Source organism: Sphingomonas sp. (genome assembly GCF_965227385.1).
Taxonomy (GTDB): domain Bacteria; phylum Pseudomonadota; class Alphaproteobacteria; order Sphingomonadales; family Sphingomonadaceae; genus Sphingomonas.
Window position 1 is genome coordinate 1,481,903 of record NZ_OZ245750.1, and the last position, 19,164, is coordinate 1,501,066.

The 19,164-nt window shown below is 66.8% G+C and carries 12 protein-coding genes; 11 read left to right on the forward strand and 1 reads right to left on the reverse strand.

Annotated features, from left to right (window positions below; translation table 11 throughout):
* Nucleotides 1-240 precede the first annotated feature (240 nt).
* The 10 genes from ACO05N_RS07110 to ACO05N_RS07155 all read left to right on the forward strand — a co-directional run bounded on the left by ACO05N_RS07110 (nt 241) and on the right by ACO05N_RS07155 (nt 15,502).
* On the forward strand, nt 241-933 hold the full coding sequence (locus ACO05N_RS07110) for a hypothetical protein (RefSeq protein ID WP_422056464.1): 693 nt from the start codon (nt 241-243) through the stop codon (nt 931-933).
* Nucleotides 934-1,077: 144 nt separating this feature from the next.
* Nucleotides 1,078-1,746 (forward strand): hypothetical protein, encoded by a 669-nt coding sequence (locus tag ACO05N_RS07115; protein ID WP_422056465.1) that lies wholly within the window; start codon nt 1,078-1,080, stop codon nt 1,744-1,746.
* Nucleotides 1,747-1,798: 52 nt separating this feature from the next.
* Nucleotides 1,799-3,535 carry a CHAT domain-containing protein gene (locus tag ACO05N_RS07120; RefSeq protein WP_422056466.1) on the forward strand — a complete coding sequence of 579 codons (1,737 nt, stop codon included), beginning with the start codon at nt 1,799-1,801 and terminating at the stop codon, nt 3,533-3,535.
* A 198-nt stretch (nt 3,536-3,733) separates the two neighbouring features.
* Complete coding sequence (locus ACO05N_RS07125; protein WP_422056467.1) at nt 3,734-4,357, forward strand: hypothetical protein; 624 nt, start codon at nt 3,734-3,736, stop codon at nt 4,355-4,357.
* Between the two features lie 12 nt (nt 4,358-4,369).
* The gene (locus ACO05N_RS07130; protein WP_422056468.1) at nt 4,370-6,787 is read left to right on the forward strand and encodes a caspase family protein; all 2,418 of its coding nucleotides are present in this window, start codon (nt 4,370-4,372) and stop codon (nt 6,785-6,787) included.
* Between the two features lie 80 nt (nt 6,788-6,867).
* Entirely contained in the window at nt 6,868-7,362 is a 495-nt protein-coding gene (locus tag ACO05N_RS07135) for a hypothetical protein (protein ID WP_422056469.1), read from the forward strand.
* Between the two features lie 291 nt (nt 7,363-7,653).
* Nucleotides 7,654-9,132 (forward strand): UxaA family hydrolase, encoded by a 1,479-nt coding sequence (locus ACO05N_RS07140; RefSeq protein ID WP_422056470.1) that lies wholly within the window; start codon nt 7,654-7,656, stop codon nt 9,130-9,132.
* Nucleotides 9,129-10,571 carry a mannitol dehydrogenase family protein gene (locus tag ACO05N_RS07145; protein WP_422056471.1) on the forward strand — a complete coding sequence of 481 codons (1,443 nt, stop codon included), beginning with the start codon at nt 9,129-9,131 and terminating at the stop codon, nt 10,569-10,571. The genes ACO05N_RS07140 and ACO05N_RS07145 overlap by 4 nt, the downstream gene beginning before the upstream one ends.
* A 265-nt stretch (nt 10,572-10,836) precedes the next feature.
* Nucleotides 10,837-13,836 carry a TonB-dependent receptor domain-containing protein gene (locus ACO05N_RS07150; RefSeq protein ID WP_422056472.1) on the forward strand — a complete coding sequence of 1,000 codons (3,000 nt, stop codon included), beginning with the start codon at nt 10,837-10,839 and terminating at the stop codon, nt 13,834-13,836.
* 22 nt (nt 13,837-13,858) lie between these two features.
* Nucleotides 13,859-15,502, forward strand: a complete 1,644-nt coding sequence (locus ACO05N_RS07155; protein ID WP_422056473.1) for a carboxylesterase/lipase family protein — start codon at nt 13,859-13,861, stop codon at nt 15,500-15,502.
* 115 nt (nt 15,503-15,617) lie between these two features.
* Here ACO05N_RS07155 and ACO05N_RS07160 read toward each other — a convergent pair whose 3' ends face one another.
* Complete coding sequence (locus ACO05N_RS07160) at nt 15,618-17,201, reverse strand: carboxylesterase/lipase family protein (RefSeq protein WP_422056474.1); 1,584 nt, start codon at nt 17,199-17,201, stop codon at nt 15,618-15,620.
* 141 nt (nt 17,202-17,342) lie between these two features.
* Here ACO05N_RS07160 and ACO05N_RS07165 point away from each other — a divergent pair, with 141 nt between their 5' ends.
* A complete protein-coding gene (locus ACO05N_RS07165; RefSeq protein ID WP_422056475.1) occupies nt 17,343-18,989 on the forward strand; it encodes a carboxylesterase/lipase family protein in 1,647 nt (548 codons plus the stop codon).
* Nucleotides 18,990-19,164 lie beyond the last annotated feature (175 nt).

The window sequence follows — 19,164 nt, forward strand, 5'->3', positions numbered from 1 at the left end:
GGGTAACAGCTGTTACCGAGTCCACGTTCGTTACGCGGATAATACGTAAGTAGTCGGCGGATGGGCGCGCAGGATTCGTCAAGAATCAGGGACTTCGCGCCAAGTTAGATATGGAAACGAAGACTGAAACTGTTAGTGTCGCGCGGGCGGGGGCCACATTAAAGACGAACCTGCCTGATCGAGGGATCAGTTCGCGAGGCCGGCTTGGGAGCAGGCCCGGAGAGTGAGGAGACGAAGGTAATGGTTACGCTCAACAAGAAGATGGCGATGGCGCTGGTTGCTGCAAGCATGCTGGCTTCGCCGTCGATCGCGCAGGACAAGAAGGGCACGAACCTGAGCGAGAAGGAAGCTGCGGCGACCGACAGCTCGAAGGCTGTCGATACCCTGGCGCTGGGCTACAAGCTCGCCGACTATGCCCGCACCGCCAAGGATGCGCGCGCGATGATCGTCGCCGCCAAGATGGTCGATTCGGTCACCGTCAAGGAAGGCACCGACAAGGGCAAGATCGAAGGCACCGGCAAGGGCACCGGCACCGCCAAGGTGACGACGTCGGCCGACCTGTTCGCCGAAGCCAAGACGCTGGCAGCTGGTGATGCCGACATCGTCGCTGCGGTCGAGGCGGCGCAGGCCGAGGCCTCGCGCGGTGTCGTCGGCGGCGCAATCCGCACCGTCCAGTATGTCCCGGGCAACACCGTATGGACCGTCCGCTTTGCCGCCCGTGGCGGTGAGCCGCTGGTCGTCGGCGTACGCCGTGACTCGGCGACCCCGGTCGGCCTGAAGATCTTCGACGAGAACGGCAACCTGGTGTGCCAGGACATGTCGGGCAACGTGACGCTGTATTGCCGCGTCAACCCGATCTGGACCGGCCCCTTCTCGGTCCAGACGATCAACTATGGCGCCTATGGCACCGGCGCTGCGCTGGTGACCAACTAAGCGAAATGGCCGACTGCCCCGGGATTCGGACGCATCCCGGGGCGGCGGTTTTTCACGGCGCAGAGGTATCGCAGACGCGCCGATGGGGAGGACATGATGCGCTCCCGGATTACCACCACGTGCAGGTTTTCGATCGCCACAGCGATGCTGGCTGCATCGATTTCCGCCGCCGGAACGACGGCGGCGCAGACCCGGGAAGGCGCGGATTCGGCGCAGAAAATTCTCCCGGACACCGATAATTCCAAAGCCGCCGAAGCACTTTTGCTCGGCTATCGCCTCGCCGACTATGCGCGCGCCACCAAGGATGCGCGCGCGATGATGGTCGCGGCAAAGATCGTCGAAGCGGCTCCGGTCAAGGAGGGGTCGGACAAGGGCACCCTCGATCGCGAAGCGAAACCGGGCGCGACGCCCAAGCCGCTTACCGGCGCGGATCTGTTCGACGAAGCCGCCAAGCTCGCGGCCGGCGACGCGGATCTGGTGGCCGAGATCGAAGCCGCCCGCACCGAAGTGGGCAAGGGCGTCGCGTGCCCATGCAATTCGCTGCGCGTCGTGCAGTATGTGCCGGGCAAGACGACGTGGACGGTCCGCGCATCATTTCGCGGGGGCGAACCCAAGGTGATCGGCGTGCGCCGCGATTCGGCCACGCCGCTGGCGCTCAAGGTCTTCGACGAGAATGGGAGCCTGATCTGCCAGGACATGTCGGGCAATGTGACATTGTACTGCCGGATCAATCCGATCTGGAGCGGCCCATATGTAATTCAGGCGATCAATTATGGCGAACAGGGCACCGGCGTCGCGTTGGTGACGAGCTGATGATGGGGAGCAATTGATGTCGCGCAATCATCGACATGCAAGGTTCAAAAGCGTGCTTGCGCTTCCGCTGGCTGCGGTCCTGCTGTCCGCCCAGACCACGCCCGACATCAAGATCGAACCGGTCCCGTCGCCCGATGTGCTGCGGTCGGAGGCGTTCGAGGCGGCGCAATATGCGCAGATTTCCGGCGCCGCCGCGGCGCTCGACCGTACTACGGCGCGCTTTGCCGCCGGCGGCGGCCCGCTCGCCGTGCTGGAGCAGGAGCGCGACAAGAAGCTCGCCGAGATCGAGGCGGTCGATCGCCAGTTCAGCGCGCTGATCGAGCGCGGCGCGCAAGTGCCCGAAGAAGAACGCCGCGCGCTGACCCAGCGCCGCGCCGCGCTGCGCGCCGAGGTCGAAGCGATCGAGGCCAAGATCGCCAAGGATTTCCCGCAATATTTCGACCTGACGCGCCCGAAGGCGCTGGATATCGCGGCGGTCCAGAAGCTGCTCAATCCCGATGAGGCGATGGTCGTCATCCTCGTTTCGGACGATGCCAGCTACACCTGGGCGGTGACGCGCGAGGGATCGACCTGGTCCCGGTCGGAGGCGATGAAGCAGGATGCGCTCGCCGCCAAGGTCAACACGTTGCGCGCCAGCATGGAGGTGGACGGCGCGCGCGGATCGGGCCGCCAGCCCCCGCCCGGGGCGGGCGCAGCTGCCGTCGCGCCGCAGGGCAAGGCGTTCGACCGCAAGCTCGCGCATGAGATTTACAAGGAACTGATCGCGCCGGTTGAAGGCGTTCTGAAGGGCAAGGAGGTGCTGTTGACCAATGTCAGCGGCCCGCTGACTTCGCTGCCCCTGGCGCTGCTCGTGACCGCGCCGCCGCAGGGGGCCGACACCGATCCGGCGGCCGTCGCGACCAGCCCGTGGCTGATCGACAGATTTGCTCTGGCCGAACTGCCGTCGGTTTCGGCGCTGCGTTCGCTGCGGTGCCTGCTCATCGAAAAGCCCGCCGATGCGCACCCCGGTTGTGACACGAAATCGGGTTCGGCCAGCTACGCACAGGTGCGCGGCGGCGGGGTCGCGCTGGCGGCCTATGGCGCGCCGACACTCGCCGGCGCCTATACGCCCGAAACCGGGCGCAGCGTGACACCGGGACTGGCGGGGCAGATGTACAAGGGCAAGCTTGCCGACCCCGAAAAGCTGCGCGCGCTCGCCTATTTGCCGCAGGCCAAGGCCGAGCTGGAAAGCCTGCAAAAATCGTTCGGCACGCAATCGACGGTCGTGGTCGGGGATGCCGCGACCGAGGCTGCGGTCAAGGCCAGCAAGGCATTGCCGTCGGCGCGGTTCGTGGTGTTTTCGACCCATGGCCTGCTTGCGACCGAAGTGGGCGACAATGCCGAGCCTGGGCTGGTCTTCACGCCGCCCAAGCAGGCGAGCGAGCTGGACGACGGACTGCTGACCGCGTCCGAGGTATCGCAGCTGAAGATCCCGGCCGACCTCGTCGTGCTGTCCGCATGCAATACTGCGGCGGGCGATGGAAAGAGCGCGGACGGCCTGTCCGGCCTTGCCAAGTCGTTCCTGTTCGCGGGCGCACGCTCGCTGCTGGTCAGCCATTGGGCGGTCAGCGACGCTGCGACCTCGCTGCTGATGCAGCAGACCTTCGGCAATATCCAGAAGGGCGATGTCGCGGGGCGCGCGCGTGCGCTGCAGGTCGCGATGCAGACGGTACGCAGCGAAGGCACCGGCCAGTTCGTCAGCCCGAAATATTGGGCGGCGTTCACGCTGGTCGGCGAACCGGGCAAGTGAGGTGTCGGCGCGGCGCTCCCGTCCCACGCTGTTGAGGCAGGTTCGGTCGCCCGTGTCAGAGACTGTCGGTCGCGCCGCAGTGGCGTCGCGTCCACATTGCACTGCATTCGAACCGGCAGGAAACCCGTCTTTGTCATGCGTGTAATGCTTCCCCTTGTCCTCGCCCTTGCCGCCCAACCGACGGCAGCCGCACGACCCGTGCACGACGGCCACGACGCGGTGTCGGCGCCCGATGCGGTGATCGAGCGGGCCGAGCTGGTGCGCGACCTGATCGCGCGGGCGCGGGCGGATCGGGATGTCGACATGATGATCGTCGCCGCGCGGATGCTGGCGACGGGGGATTTCGTACTCGTGCGCGCGGAGAATGCGCCGATGGTGCTGGGCCGCGCACGCACGGGCGAGGAACTGCCCGTCACCGCGCCCTCGGCCTTGCTGATCGAGGCACGCGGCTGGGCCGGTGGCGACGCTGCCCAGCTGGCCGCGATCGAGGAAGCACTGGCGGAGGCGAGCAGGGGCATCCTGCCTGCCGCGATCGTCTACACTCACGACCTGCCCGCCGACCGCGCGCTGACGATGCGCGCGCGGGCCGAGGGCGGACGCCTGGCGCTGGTGCGGGTGCGCGGTGATGGCGATGCGGCGCTGGAACTTGCGGTGACCGATGCCAGCGGGCGCGTGGCGTGCAGCGATCGCCCGGCGGTGACGTCGGGCATCGCGCGCCGCGACCTGATGTGCCGCTGGACGCCGGGGCGCACCGAGGAATTTCGAATCACGCTGAAGAACAAGGGCCGCGTGTGGACGCGCGCCATTTTGGTTTCAAACTGAAGGGGACGGACGGTGCTGCGGCAGATCATGCTCATATTCGGCGCGTTGAGCCTGGTTGCCGCGCCGCTCGTCCCGGCCTCGGCTACCGCGACGCCCCCTGCGCCGGAGGCAAAGGGCCGGATCCGTGCGGTGATCGTCGCGGTCGCGGGCTATCGCGACGGCATCGCCTCGCCGCTCCTCGGCACCTACAATGACGCGGTGCTGATCGCCGAGACGCTGATGCGATCGGGTGCGAAGCGCGACGATATCATCCTGCTCGCGGACAAGCCCTCGCCTGAACTGCTGGCGTCCAAGGGCAATCCGCGACTGCGCGCGACCAGCCTCAAGATCGATGCGCTGGCAACGCGCGAGAACATTCTGGGCGCGCTCAAGCGGGCGGCGATCGACACCAAGCCGGGCGACGAGGTGCTGCTGAGCTTCTCGGGCCATGGCGTTCAACAGGCCGAGGCGGTTGCCGGGTCGGAGCCGGACGGACGCGACGAGGTGTTCCTGCCCTATGACACCGGGGCGCCCGATGCGAACTACACCAAGGTCGAGAACGCTATCCTGGACGATGAGATCGGCGCGGCGATTGACGCGATCCGGTCAAAGGGCGGCAACGTCACCTTCATCGCCGACTTCTGCCACTCGGGCGATTCACAGCGCGACGCGAATGCGCCGCCGCCCGAACCGATCGAGGCGAAGCTCAAGCTCCCTCCGCGCAAATTTATCGCGGTCAGCCAGGCGGGGTTCGTCCGCGATCTGGCGGGGGAGACGAAGAAGGGCGGCACCGGATGGGGCGCTTATGTCGGAATGATGGCCGCGCCATCGGCGGTGCAGGCGCGGCAGGCGATGGCCCCTGCCTTTGCCGACCCCGCCGAACAGGCGCCGCACGGGCTGCTCACCGTTTATGCCATGGCGAACTGGAACAACCCGCGTGTCTATTCCTATCGCGACCTCGCCAACCGCGTGACCGCCGGTACCGACAAGCATCCGAAAGCACCGCGCCCAGAATTTGACGGCGATATCGACCGGCCGCTGATGGGCGGGCTGGTCAAGAGCGGCGCGACCGCCGGAACGGGAAGCTGGGCAGTATACAAGCCCGCGCGCGCATTTACCGCCGAAACCAAGTCGACCGATCCGGTGAAGCTCGACCGGCTGGAGATGAGCGCCGGCCAGTTGCAGGGGGTGGTCGAAGGGACGATCATCGGCTTGGCGCTCGCCGCGCCGACCGGTGACAAGGTGATCCTCTATGGCCGGGTCGAACAGGCCGATGCGTACAAGGCGATCCTGGTGCCGACCGCGTTCGGCGACATCCCGGCAGAGGCATGGAACGACGTCCGCGACATCGACGGCAAGCCGTTGTCGCGCGAGGTGCGGCTGATCGCGACGATCGAGCAGCAGCCGGTCCAGCTCGACTATCGCATCGCACTGCCCGCCGCCCCCGCCAGCCCCAGCGCGGCGCAGGCGGCGGCGCTGGCGGCGTTCAAGGAATTCAAGCCTGCCGATATCGGCGCAACTTTCGTCCAGCCGGGCGAAGCGGCGGATTTGGTACTCACGTTTCAGGGCGACAAGCTGGCGCTGACCCAGCCGCCGGGGCAGGTGACCGCCGATTTTGGATCGATCGATTTGGCCGCCGAAATGGCCAAAGGCGGCAGCACCCCGACGATCCGCGTGCGCTTCGCGATCGGGGGCGCGCTGGTCAAGGCGACGCGGTTCAGTCGACTGCAGCGCGTGCTGGCGAGCCCGGCGCTGGCGAGCGGAGAGCCGGGGGAGGATCCGGCTAAGAATGTCGCGGTCGAATTCTATGTCGCTCGGCCCAAGGCGTTGGCGGCAGGTGCGGCGTGCCCGGATACCACCGCCGACTATTATGCGGTGGCGAAGGATGCACAACGCATCGGTGGCGACGGCAGCGAAGCGGGCGGCTTTCGCTTTCAGCGCTGCGACTGGTTGTTCATCAAGGTGACCAACACCGGCAAGACCGACCTCTATGTCAACCCGCTGATCTTCTCTCCCGATGGCGGTATCCTGTTGTTCGACGGTCAGGATGGGCGGCTCCAGATGAAGGCCGACAATCCGACCCGGCTGCGCGCGGGGGAAAGCGGCGTGCTGCAATACAGCCTGACCGACGCCAGCCCCGGCGGCGCCCTGCGTGACGATCTGGTGCTGTTGGTCAGCGACGTCACCGATGGCGTGCCGCTGAGCTATGCGCGGTTGGCGCAATGCCCGGTGGTGCCGGGGCCGGAGGACGGCGCGGCCTGTGCCGTAGCTGCCGGACCGACGCTGGCGGGAACGCGCATGCGCAACAATGGCGGCGTGGGCACGGGGATCGAGGAACTGATCGATTCCGCGCTGGTCGGATCGACCACGCGCAGCGGACCCACGAAGAAGCCGACCGCCGTGTCAGCGTTGCGGTTCAGCTGGCAGACCGAACTCATGGGCGGGCAATGATTGCACGTGTCGATTGATTAGGGCAGCTTGCCCCCATCACTGGACGGGGGGACGCAGTGGTGAGGGGGAAGTTGGTTTTCGTGGCGCTTGCGCCCGCACTGGTTGCGGTGCCTGCTGCTGCGCGTGACGACGGGCCGAACGGAGCGTCGGCACCGGCCGCCGCCGCGACGATTGCAGTCGATGCGCGCGGGATGCTGATGGCGGAATCGGCAGTACATGGGGGCGACGCTGCGATGCACGCGCGCGGCGTGCCGCGGTTGCCGGGCCTGGACGTGCGTACGCTGCGCGCGCTGATCCCGGCCGACGGTGCCTCGCTGGAACCGCTTTACGCACTGCCCAGCATTTCCGCGCCGCCATCAGACTGGACCGTCATTCTGCAACTGCCGCGCAAATCCCGGCTCGACGCCGCCCCGATCGAGCGGATGTCGCTTGAAGGAACGGCGGATTACAGTCGTTCGCGCGACTTCGGGATGGACGCGCGCCTGGAATTATCCATCGACGGTCGCTCTGATAGCGCGATGGTGCGGCTTGGCGGGCGTGTGGCCGGGATGCTGCGGACGCTGGAACGCCGCTGAAGCATGAGTTCGCCGGATCGGCGGCTACCGCGCAATGTCGGCGCTGCGGTGCCGATTTTGCGCGCTCCCGGCCGCGGGCCGAGCGGGCGCAGGCCTCAATCGGGCCTTGTCCTGCGGCGGCGGATCGGAACCGCGCTGAAGCGCGGTGCCATGGCGCTGGCAAAATTCACGTGCCGTGATAAAAACCTGCCAGGGGCTGTTGCGCGCGCCGTGCCCCGGCTTTGCCGTGCAGATGCCGCGCGATGACCGTTCGTTCGAAGCCCGTTTTTCAGTCAATCGCGAAGTGATGGAATGCCCAAGGCGCTAAAAATCGCCCCGCCCGACGATGTGCTGACGATGCTGGAGGCTGGCGTGGCGGGCGACCGCGTTGCGTTCGACGGCGGGTCCGTGCAGCTGATCGACGCGGTAGAACGCGGTCACAAGGTGGCGCTGCACGCGATCGAGCGCAACGCGCCGGTGCGCAAGTTCGGCTTCCCGATCGGGCGCGCAACCCGTTCCATCGCAGCGGGCGAACATGTCCATGTCCATAACCTGCAAACCGCGCTGGCAGGTCAGCACAGCTACGCGTTTGACACCGGTGCCAATGTCGTAACGCCGCTGCCCTCGACAGCGACTTTCATGGGCTATCGCCGTGCCGATGGCCGTGTGGGCACGCGCAATGAAATCTGGGTCCTGCCGACGGTTGGCTGCGTCGCGCGAACGGCGGAGCGGATCGCGCGCCAGGCGGAGGCGCGCGTCGCGCATCTGGTCGACGGTGTGCATGCCTTTGCGCATCCGCATGGCTGTTCGCAGCTGGGCCATGATCTGGACGGCACGCGGGCAATCCTGGCCAGCCTGGCCTGCCACCCCAATGCCGCAGGCGCGGTGATCGTCGGCCTGGGGTGCGAGGAGAATCAAGTCGCCGCACTGCTGGAGCGAATCCCGCAAGCGCGGCGCGGGTCGATTCGCTTCCTCGTCGCACAGGCAAGCGCCGATGAAATGGCGGAGGGGGTGGCGCTGGTCGAGGAACTGGCACGGGCCGCGATGGCAGTGCGCAGTCCGGCCGGGCTCGACGCGCTTGTGCTGGGCGTCAAATGCGGGGGGTCGGACGGGCTGTCGGGGCTGACCGCCAATCCACTGGTCGGGCGGATGGCGGATCATGTGACGGGCGCGGGCGGCAGTGCGATCCTGACCGAGATACCCGAGATTTTCGGGGCCGAACATCTGTTGATGGCGCGCGCGGCGTCGCGTGCGACGTTCGATGCGATCGTCACCCTGGTGAACGGGTTCAAACAGCATTTCATCGACCATGGCGAGCCGGTGTCGGAAAACCCATCGCCTGGAAACATCGCGGGCGGGATCACCACGCTCGAGGAAAAATCGCTCGGCGCGGTGCAGAAGGGCGGGACGAGCGCTGTGGTCGATGTGATCGATTATGGCGTGCAGGTCAGGGCCCGTGGCCTGACCGTGCTGGAGGCGCCGGGAAACGACGCCGTGTCGTCGACTGCGCTGGCGGCGGCGGGGGCGACCGTGATCCTGTTCACCACCGGGCGCGGGACCCCGCTCGGCTTTCCAGTTCCGACGGTCAAGATTGCGTCCAATCACGACCTTGCCGTGCGCAAGCCCGGCTGGATCGATTTCGACGCCGGCATGGTGCTCGACGCGGGGATGGACGCGGCCGATGCGGCGCTGTTGCAGCGGATCATCGCCATTGCCTCGGGCGAGGAAACCGCCGCCGAACGCAATGGCGAGCGTGAGATCGCGATCTGGAAACGGGGCGTAACGCTGTGACCATCCTGTCCCACGCCAGCCTGTCCAGCCTGCCCGCCATGGTAGAGACACCGGCGGGGCGGCCTGCGCTGGCCACCGGCATTGTCCATTTCGGTCCCGGCGCATTTCATCGCGCGCACCAGGCAGCCTATATCGACCGGCTGCTGGCCGAGGATCCGCGATGGGGGATCGCCGCGGTATCGCTCCGGACGCGCGGCACGATCGATGCGCTGGCGGCGCAGGATGGCCTGTACACGCTGGCGATCCGCGATGCGGTGCCGTCGCTGCGGGTGATCGCTGCCCATAGCGCGTTTCTGGGGCCGGAGGATGCGGTGCAGACCGCTGCGCTGCTGGCCGATCCGCAGGTGCGGCTGGTCACCTCGACCGTCACCGAAAAGGGCTATTGTCTCGCTTCGGATGGCACGCTCGACCTGGCGCATCCGGACATCGTGCACGATCTGGCGGGCGCGGCGGCGCCGCGTTCGGTAGTCGGCTGGATCGTTCAGGGGCTGGCGGCGCGCCGCGCTGCGGGCGTTACCCCGTTTACGGTGATGCCGTGCGACAACCTGGCGGACAATGGCCGCAAGCTGCACGCTGCTCTTATCGCCTATGCCGGGCGGGTCGATGCCAAACTTGCGGCATGGATCGGCGCGGAGGTGGCGGTGCCATGTACCATGGTCGATTCGATCACCCCTGCAAGCGACGCCACTTTCCTGTCCGATCTTAAGAATAAGCTGGGCGTCGAAGATGCGGCGGGGGTGCAGCGCGAGGCCTTTGCGCAATGGGTGGTCGAGGATCTGGGAGTCGATTTCGGTCCGGACCTCAAGGCCGCCGGCGCGATCCTGACGAGTGACGTGTCGGCGTGGGAGCGGGCCAAGCTGCGCATCCTCAATGGCGCGCATTCCAGCGTCGCCTATCTTGGCCTGTTGCGCGGGGCGGCATCGGTGGCGGAGGCGATGCGCGACGCCGCGCTGGCGCGCTTCGCCGAAACCATGGTGCGCGACGAAATCCAGCCCTTTGTCGGCACCGTACCCGGCCTCGATCTCGACCGGTACCATGCCGATGTGATGCAGCGGTTCCGCAACCCGGCGATCCTCCACCGGCTGGAGCAGATCGCGATCGATGGTTCGCAGAAGGTCCCGTATCGGCTGGGCGATTCGCTCGCGGCGAACCGGGCTGCGGGTACGCTCCCAGTCCACATCGTCACCGCGCTCGCCGGGTGGATCGTGTTCCTGCACGCGCGTGCGCGGGCGGGCACCTCGATCGCCGATCCGCATGCCGCGGTGATCGCGGAGCTTGCGGTCGCGCATGACGCCCCGACCTTTGCCCGTGCGCTCGCGGAGCGGGACATCGGCCTGAGCCATGCGATGCTGGCCGACCGCCCACTGGTGGCCGCGCTGGAAATGGCGGTACGCGACGTTGCCGATCGCCGGTGGGAGGCAACGCCGCTGGCTGGCTAGCTCAGCCGGGAACAGGCTGGTCGACCGATCCCGTGCGCGGATACGGCGCACGGCACCCTGCCATCGTTGGAAGCACTTCAGGCAGACCGGCGCTCGCCGACTTCGGTGACGGGGGCGGGATGACCAGCGTCTGGCGTCACCGTCCCGATGTGTCCGGGCTGCCTTAAACAAACAATCTTGACTGCTGGTAAATGCAATAGCACGATGCGCTGGGCTGTCCGCCTGGTCGTCGCGCAAACGTGTCGATCTGAAACAGGAGAGGAATATGACTGCGCTTCGATACGCGCTGCTCGGCGGCATTTGCTCGGGCGCCTTCCACGGTGCCGCCCTGGCGCAGACATCGACGCCCGTCCCTGCCCAGCCTGCGTCGGAAGAGCGCGAGATCGTCGTGACCGGTTCGCGCATCCTCCGCCGCGATTTCACCGCCGAAAGCCCCATCACTACGGTCGATCAGACCTTTATCCAGGACAGCGGCCCCGCAACGGTCGAGCAGACGCTCAATGCGCTGCCGCAATTCCAGGCGTCGCAGAATGCCCAGACGTCGAGCATCAGCACCTTTGGCGCGGGCGCGTCGGGCGCCCGGTCGAGCGCCAACCTGCGTGGCCTGGGGCCGTCGCGTACGCTGGTGCTGTTCGACGGGCGGCGGCTTCAGCCGTCGGATGTACAGGGGACGATCGACCTCAACACGATCGCGCCGGCGCTGATCGGATCGGCCGAAGTCATCACCGGCGGCGCGTCGGCGGTCTATGGCTCCGACGCAGTCGCGGGCGTCGTCAACTTTCGCTTCAACGACCGGTTTCGCGGCCTTGAGCTGCAGGGCGAACTGGGCGTGTCCGAACAGGGCGACGCGAGCAGCCGCAGTGCATCGATCACCTGGGGCGGGAGCCTTGCCGACGACCGCGCCCGCGTCTTCCTGTCGGCGTCCTATCTCGGTCGCGGCACCGCGTCGCGGGATTCGCGGTCGTTCTTCGACAACAGGCTGGGGACCGCAACGCCATCCAACGGCCTGATCGTGCTGGAGGGCGCCAATCGCTTCGGCGGGGGCGCCGCACCGGCAGTCGCGGCGTACCGCAACCTGTTCCTCAACACCTATCGCACGGCGGTCCCGGCGGCGGCGAGCAGCCTGCTCCTCAATCCGGACGGCACGCTGATCGGCAATACTGGCGCCATCAACCTGCGGCCCGATCCCAGCACGGGCTATGTCATCGGAGCGACCGGGACGGTGACCCAGCGAGCGCTGCGCGATGCGACGCTGCAGCTGCCGCTCGAGCGCTATTCGGGCTTTGCACGCGCCGAGTTCGACATTTCCGACGCGGCGACGCTTTACGCGCAGGCGATATACACCTGGTATCAGAGCGACCAGTTGAGCGACGCGGGCGTCACCCAGTCGGTGGTCGATCCGATCCGCATCCGCGCCGACAATCCCTTCGTGACGCCCGACTTGCGTATCGCGCTCAACTCGCGGCCCAATCCGGCGGGGTCGTTCGTCTATTACTTCAACACCTCGCGCATCGGGCTGTTGCAGGTGCAGCAGGAATATGAAGTCGCCCAGGGCATGGTGGGGTTGAAGGGCGGGATCGGCTCGTCCTCGCTCCGCTATGATGTCTATGCCAGCTTCGGTCGCACGCTGGAAGACGAGCGCGCAATCAACTCGGTGAGCCGCAGCCGGCTCAACACCGTGCTCAACGGCGTGGGCGCGAACGGGCTTGCCGATGGCGGCCGATCGCTATGCAGCGGCGGATACGACCCGTTCGCCTTCGGGCCGGTGTCGCCGGAATGCGCCGATTATCTGACGATCGATACGATCAACCGTTACCGGTTCGAGCAAACGGTGGTGCAGGCCAACCTCACCGGCGACCTGTTCGACCTGCCCGGCGGAAGCGCCGCATTCGCAGTGGGCGCCGAGTATCGCAGCAACAGCTATCGCGCCGATATCGATCCGCGCAACAGCCCGACACCGACCGCAACGCCGGGCGTTACGACGTCGCCGGACGCATTGGGCACCTCCGGCGCATTCTCGTCGCGCGGCGACATCAACGTGCGTGAACTCTATGGCGAGCTGGCGCTGCCACTGCTGCGGGATCGCGCGTTCGTTCAGAATCTCGATCTCAGCCTCGCCTATCGCTTCTCCGACTATAACCGCATCGGCGGGACGCATACCTACAAGGCGAGCGGCAACTGGTCCCCGGTCCGGGGCGTGAGCGTGCGCGGCGGCTATTCGCGCGCCATCCGCGCGCCGTCGCTCGGCGACCTGTTCTCGCCGTTGTCGGGGGCGACTGGAGTGATCGGGCTGGCGTCGTCGGGGGCGGGGGATCCCTGCGATTCCACCGGCTTTGCGCGGACCGGCAAGATCGCAGGCGTCGATCCGGCGAAGGTCGCCGCGCTGTGTGTCGCAACCGGCGTCCCGTCCGCGACGCTCGCCACCTACCGCTATAGCGGCACCGCCAATGCGGCGCAGCGCATCGGCAATCTCAACCTCAAGGAGGAGACCGCCGACAGCTACACCGTCGGCCTCGTCGTCGAGCCGGCATTGGCAAAGCCGTTCTTCCGCGCGCTGTCATTCTCGATCGATTATTACGATATAAGGCTCAAGGACGCGATCGGTTATGTCACCAGCCCGATCGCCCTCAACCAATGCTTCAACTTCGGCGGGCTCAATCCGAATTACGAGGCGAGCAATTTCTACTGCCAGCTGATCACGCGCGATTCGGCGGGTGTATTGGCCACGATCCGCGAACCGCTCTTCAACCTTGGCGCGTATCGCACGTCGGGGATCGATCTTCAGGCGAACGCCGCCATCGAGATCAATGGCCTGGGCGCGCTGCTGCTCAACAGCTCGGTCACCTATGTCATCGATTACAAGATCCAGAACCTGTCGACCGAGCCGTTCAACGATTATGCCGGGACCATCGGCAATGCGCAGATCGACGGCTTTTCCTCGACCCATCCGGCCTGGAAGCATGTGACCAGCGCCAGCCTGTCGGGGAAGAATGGCGGGTTGACGCTGCGCTGGCGGTTCATCGGGTCCCAGTCCAACAGCGCGAATGTCGGCAATCCGACCGGCACGGCACCCGGTGTCCCGGCGGTCAATTATTTCGACCTGATCGGTCGCGTGCGCGCGAATGACCGGTTCGAACTGCGCGGAGGGATCACCAATCTCACCAACCGCCAGCCGCCCGAATTCGGCGGCCCCGCGTCCACCGCAACATCGGCCTACGACATTATCGGCCGCCGCTTCTTCATGGGCGTGACCGCGCGCTTCTGATGCCTTTTTGGGGGAACAACGGATGACCATCGATTTGAACGTCTCTCGCCGCGGCGTGCTGGGCGGAATGGCAGGACTGGGAGCGATCGGCATGGTTGGAGGCACGGCACGGCCAGCACGGGGCGCGACGCAGGATCGACCGATCTTCGTGACGGTCGAGACGCGTACCGGCAAGGTCGAGGGGATCGACAATGTCGGGATCAAGCAGTTCAAGGGCATCCCCTATGGCGCGGATACCGGCGGGGCCAATCGCTTCGCCCCGCCGCGCCCGCCCAAACCCTGGGTGGGGGTGCGCAACTGTATCGGCTATGGTCCGATCAACCCGCAATTGCCGGCCGACCTGCGCAGCGACTATGCGATGATGATCATGTGGGATCGCCATGTCGGCGCCGGGTCGATGGGCGAGGATTGCCTGAACCTCAATATCTGGACCCCGGGAGTCAATGACGGCGGCAAGCGCGCCGTGCTGGTCTGTTTCCATGGCGGCGGCTTCGCCAGCGGATCGGGCAATGGTCCCGGCTTCGACGGTGCGCAGCTGGCGCGGTTCGGCGATGTCGTCGTCGTGACCGTCAACCATCGCCTCGGCGCATTCGGTTACACCCACCTCAACCAGCTGACCCGGGCAAGCGACATGGCGGGTGCGGGCAATGCCGGCGTCATGGACATGGTCGCCAGCCTCAATTGGGTGCGCGACAATATCGCGCAGTTCGGCGGCGACCCCAATTGCGTGATGATCTTTGGCCAGTCTGGCGGCGGCGCAAAGACCAGCGTCCTCTATGGCGACCCGCGGGCCAAGGGGCTGTTCCACCGCGCGGCGGTACAGTCGGGATCGATGCTCAGGCTGACCGATCCGGAGGTCGCGACGAAGCAGGCCGTGGCGCTGCTGGAAGAGCTGAATATTGCCAAGGAACGCGCCGGAGATCTGCGCAAGGTGCCGTGGCAGGCGTTGCTGGCGGCGCAGGTGCGCGTGATGCGCCGGCCCGGGATGGCCTGGTCATTTGTGCCGGTGCTCGACAACAGCTATTTCACCGCGCACCCGTTCGATCCGGCGGCACCCGAATTCTCGCGCGACGTTCCGCTGATCGTATCGACGACGCTGGAGGATGGCGCGATCCGCCTGTCCAATCCGGACCTGACCCACGACCAGCTCGCCGAGCAGCTGACCACTCGCTACGGATCGCGCGGACGCGAACTGCTCGCCGCCTACCGCCGCACCTATCCCGACAAGTCGCCTTTTCTGCTGCAGGCGGTAATGACCACCGATGCGAGCGGGCGGAAGATGGCGATCAAGCAGGCGGAGGTGAAGTCCGCGCAGGGTGGCGCGCCCGTCTATATGTACCAGTGGAACTGGGCGACCAGTGCCTATGGCGGGCGCTATGGCGCGATCCATGGACTGGATGTGTCGGCGACCTTCCACAGCTACCGCGACCAGACGCTGGACGTCGGCAGCCCGCGCGGCCGCCGCGTCGCGGATGAACTCGCTTCGGCGTGGGTGGCGTTCGCCAAGACGGGCGATCCCAATAACCAGCAGATCCCGCGCTGGGACCCATATGAACCAGGCCGGCGCGCGACGATGATCTTCGACGACAAGACGCGGTCCGAGAATGATCCGGGCAGCGGGTTCCGCAAGCTATGGGCAGCAATCCCGACACCGACTGCGGGGTGAATCCCGATCGGCTGATGCGGTTCGGCCCCGCATCAGCCCGATCAACCGGATGCGATCGCGGGCGTCGTCGATCGACTACGCCCGCTGCGAACGCCGCGCAGCACCAAGCCCGGCGTTATTGGCCGCGGCTGACGGGAAGGTTTTCGAACAGACGGCGCTCGACCGGATCGGGATCGTTCATCACGCGCGGCGTCGTGTCGAAGATCATCGTCGCGCGCCGCTGAACATCGTAGCGCGGCCAGGTGGGCAGGGCCTTGGTCGCCGGATTGCCGGTTCGGGCAAAGGCGATCCACGCGTCGCTCATCAGGTCAGCCATGCGCTGCTGCGCCGGACCGCTGCCCGAGATCGAGGTCGAGCGGGCGACATTGTCGAACACGAACGCGATGTCGAGCGCGTGCGGCGTGCGCCACTTGCCGCCATCGACCGGCGTTTCCCAGTCGAGCCGGTACATGAAGACCGGCGCGCCGCCCCCCGTAACCTTGCGCTCGGCCTGGGTGATCGCGGTGCGGCGATATTGGCGCTGGGTGGAGATGCGGAAGAAGATGTCGCTGGCACTTTCGGCGGGATAGGCGGCGCGCAGGCCGGCAATGATCGCCGCCGCGTCCCCGCCCGCCAGAAACGGTGCGGCGCGGGCAGGCAGGGCGTCCCAACTGAGGTTGAACACGCCGGGCGCGGCGGCGCCGATCAGCAGCGTCGTTTCGGTGCGGTTGGTACCGACCAGCAGCGGCACGTCGCGGGATACCGGGGTCGCATCGGGATCGAAGGGCTGGCGCGGCATCGACCGGCCATCGGGAACGGGGCGGAAGTTCGCGCCACGGCTGCGCGAAGCGCGCATCGCCGTCATGAAGCTGTCGAGCGGCATGGTGGCGAGCGTGTCGATATCGGTTGGAGAGAGCTTGGCAGTCGCGATCAGGTCGCGTGCAATCGCGGTGCCGACCTCGGGCGTGAATCCGGACAGCGACATCGATCCACTCTGCCCGATCGCCTTGTGGAACAGGCCGCGCGCGCCCGGCATGGCCATCAGCGTCGCGACCTTGGCTGCGCCACCGGACTCGCCGAAGATCGTGACATTGCCTGCGTCGCCGCCGATCGCCGCGGCATTGTCGCGCACCCATTGCAGCGCGCGAATGATGTCGAGGCTCCCGACATTGCCGGCATCGGCATAGCGCGGATCATTGGTGATGCCGGACAGATGCAGATAGCCGAACGCATTGAGCCGGTGGTTGATCGTCACCAGCACCACATCGCCGCGCCGCGCGAGGCGCACGCCATCATAGCCATTGGCCGCGCCCGAGCCGGTGACATAGCCGCCGCCATGCAGCCAGACCATGATCGGCCGCTTTTTCCCGTCGTTCAGACCGCGCGTCCACACGTTGAGGAACAGGCAGTCTTCGCTCGCCGGGCGCTCGTTCTTCCACGACTCGAACAGGTGCGTGTCGCCCCCGGCGACCTGGGGGCATTGTGCTGCATAGTCGGTTGCGGGCAGCGGCTGTGCCCAGCGCGCCGGCGCGGTCGAGGGCTGAAAGCGCCGGCCCTCGGTGCTCGCTGCATAGCGTACCCCCTTGAAGACATAGACCCCCTGGTCGCGCAGACCTGTCACGGGGCCGTAGCTGGTGCGGAGCAACGGGGCGGGGTCCGGCCGCGCGGCTACCGCCGTCATGCCGACCGCCGCCAGGGCAACGCCCACCATCGGTTTCATCCACCACGCCATGCCATCTCTCCCGATCATTTCGATATAAGCTCGGCGACAACTTACCGACAGTCAAGATTGTTTCTTGATCGGACCCGTATCGCTGGTTAGCCTGGGGTCGAACCGGGAGCATCGAATTCCCGGACAGCGATGGAGGATGACGTGGGCGATCATGGCATGAAGGCGAGTCGGCGGGGTGTGCTGGGCATGGGGGCCGCGCTTGGCGCCGGGGTCGCGCTGCCGCGCACCGCGCACGCAGCCGAGCTGTTCCCGGTGATCGAAACGGCCCAGGGCAAGCTGCGCGGCGCGCAGGCCGGGGACGTCGCGACCTTCAAGGGCATCCGCTATGCCGCCCCGGCGAGCGGTCGCAACCGCTTCATGCCGCCGCAGCCGGTGGCGAAATGGGCAGGCGTCCGCGATGCGTTCAGCTATTCCGACGTCAGCCCCCAGGTGCCGGCCGATCGTCGCAGCCCCTATGCCGACCTGATCATGTTCGATGTCCAGCCCGGTGGCCCGGGCGAGGACTGCCTGGCGCTGAACCTGTGGAGCCCGAACCTGTCGCAACAGGCCAGGGTGCCGGTCATCGTCGTGCTGCACGGCGGTGGCTTTTATGGAGGATCCGGCAATTCGGTGGGCATGGACGGGGAGGCAATGGCGCGCTTTTCCAAGAGTGTCGTTATCTCGGTCACGCATCGCCTGGGTGCGTTCGGCTTCCTCCATCTGGCCGAGGCGGGCGGATCGGACTTCGCCAGCTCCGGCACGGTCGGGATGCAGGACATCGTCGCCGCGCTCCGCTGGGTGCGGGAGAATGTCGCCAGTTTCGGCGGCGATCCCGATCGTGTGCTGGTCTACGGCCAGTCGGGCGGCGGCGCCAAGACCAGCATGCTGCTCGCAATGCCATCGGCCAAGGGCCTGATTCATCGCGCCGGGGTGATGAGCGGGTCGGCGCTGCGCGCGATGCCGCCCGAAATCGCGACGCAGCGCGCGTCCGCACTGATGAAGGCGCTCGAGCTCGGGCCGAAGGACGTGCGAAAGCTTCAGGATCTGCCGTGGCTTACCGTGCTCAAGGCGCAGGCGGGGCTTGAAGCAGCTGCCCGTGCGAAGGGCGAGGCGCCGGGATCGTTTGCGCCGGTGGTGGATGGTGTCGCGATTCCGCGGCACCCCTTCGATCCCGATGCGCCGGAAATCTCCGCCGATGTCCCGATGATCATCTCGACCGCGCTGGACGAACGCGCCTATCGCATGATGGACTTCCGCATGGACGAGGCCGGCCTGCTCGCGTTCGCACGACAACGCGCGGGCGCCAAGGCGGAGGAAGCGATCAAGCTTTATCGCGACGAGGATGCGAAATCGCCGCCCTTCCTGATCGCGGCGCGGATGGACAGTGACCTCTACTTCCGCCGCGGCGCCTTTGCGCAGACCGAGCTCAAGGCGAAGCAGGGCAAGGCGCCGGTGTGGTCGTATCTGTGGACCTGGCCGAGCCCGGCTTATGGCGGGCGGTTCGGCGCGGTCCATGGTATCGATGTCGCGCCCAGCCTGTACAGCGTGCGCGGCGGCCTCAACGGGCCGAGCGCGAGCAGCCTGAAGATGGCCGAGCGCATGGCGTCGATCTGGGGTGCGTTTGCGGCAAATGGCGATCCCAACAACGCCAGGATCCCGCAATGGGCGGCCTACACACAGGCACGCCGTACCACGCTGATCCTCGACGACGACACCCGCGTCGCGGAGAATCCACGCCGCCAGTTCCGCGATTTCTGGGCGCAGAACCGCGCAGCGACGCCCATGGCCGAGGGCTGATCCGACCCGGCCCGGCGACGGACTGCGATCGCCGGGCCCGGTCGCTCGGCCCGCTGCGCTGCGATAGCAACCGCGGCACCCCGTCGCGTGGGGAAGGTCGTGTAGAATTGCGCCCCTAGCGGACATCTCCTGACGATTTGTCGCGACCCGGCATGGAACAATAAAACAGGCTGGC

What these genes read in the sequence shown, in the direction of transcription:
- ACO05N_RS07110 (WP_422056464.1), top strand. Translation starts at nt 241, where the DNA reads ATGGTTACGCTCAACAAGAAGATGGCGATGGCGCTGGTTGCTGCAAGC.
- ACO05N_RS07115 (WP_422056465.1), top strand. Translation starts at nt 1,078, where the DNA reads ATGCTGGCTGCATCGATTTCCGCCGCCGGAACGACGGCGGCGCAGACC.
- ACO05N_RS07140 (WP_422056470.1), top strand. Translation starts at nt 7,654, where the DNA reads ATGCCCAAGGCGCTAAAAATCGCCCCGCCCGACGATGTGCTGACGATG.
- ACO05N_RS07150 (WP_422056472.1), top strand. Translation starts at nt 10,837, where the DNA reads ATGACTGCGCTTCGATACGCGCTGCTCGGCGGCATTTGCTCGGGCGCC.
- ACO05N_RS07155 (WP_422056473.1), top strand. Translation starts at nt 13,859, where the DNA reads ATGACCATCGATTTGAACGTCTCTCGCCGCGGCGTGCTGGGCGGAATG.
- ACO05N_RS07160 (WP_422056474.1), bottom strand. Translation starts at nt 17,201, where the DNA reads ATGAAACCGATGGTGGGCGTTGCCCTGGCGGCGGTCGGCATGACGGCG.
- ACO05N_RS07165 (WP_422056475.1), top strand. Translation starts at nt 17,343, where the DNA reads ATGGAGGATGACGTGGGCGATCATGGCATGAAGGCGAGTCGGCGGGGT.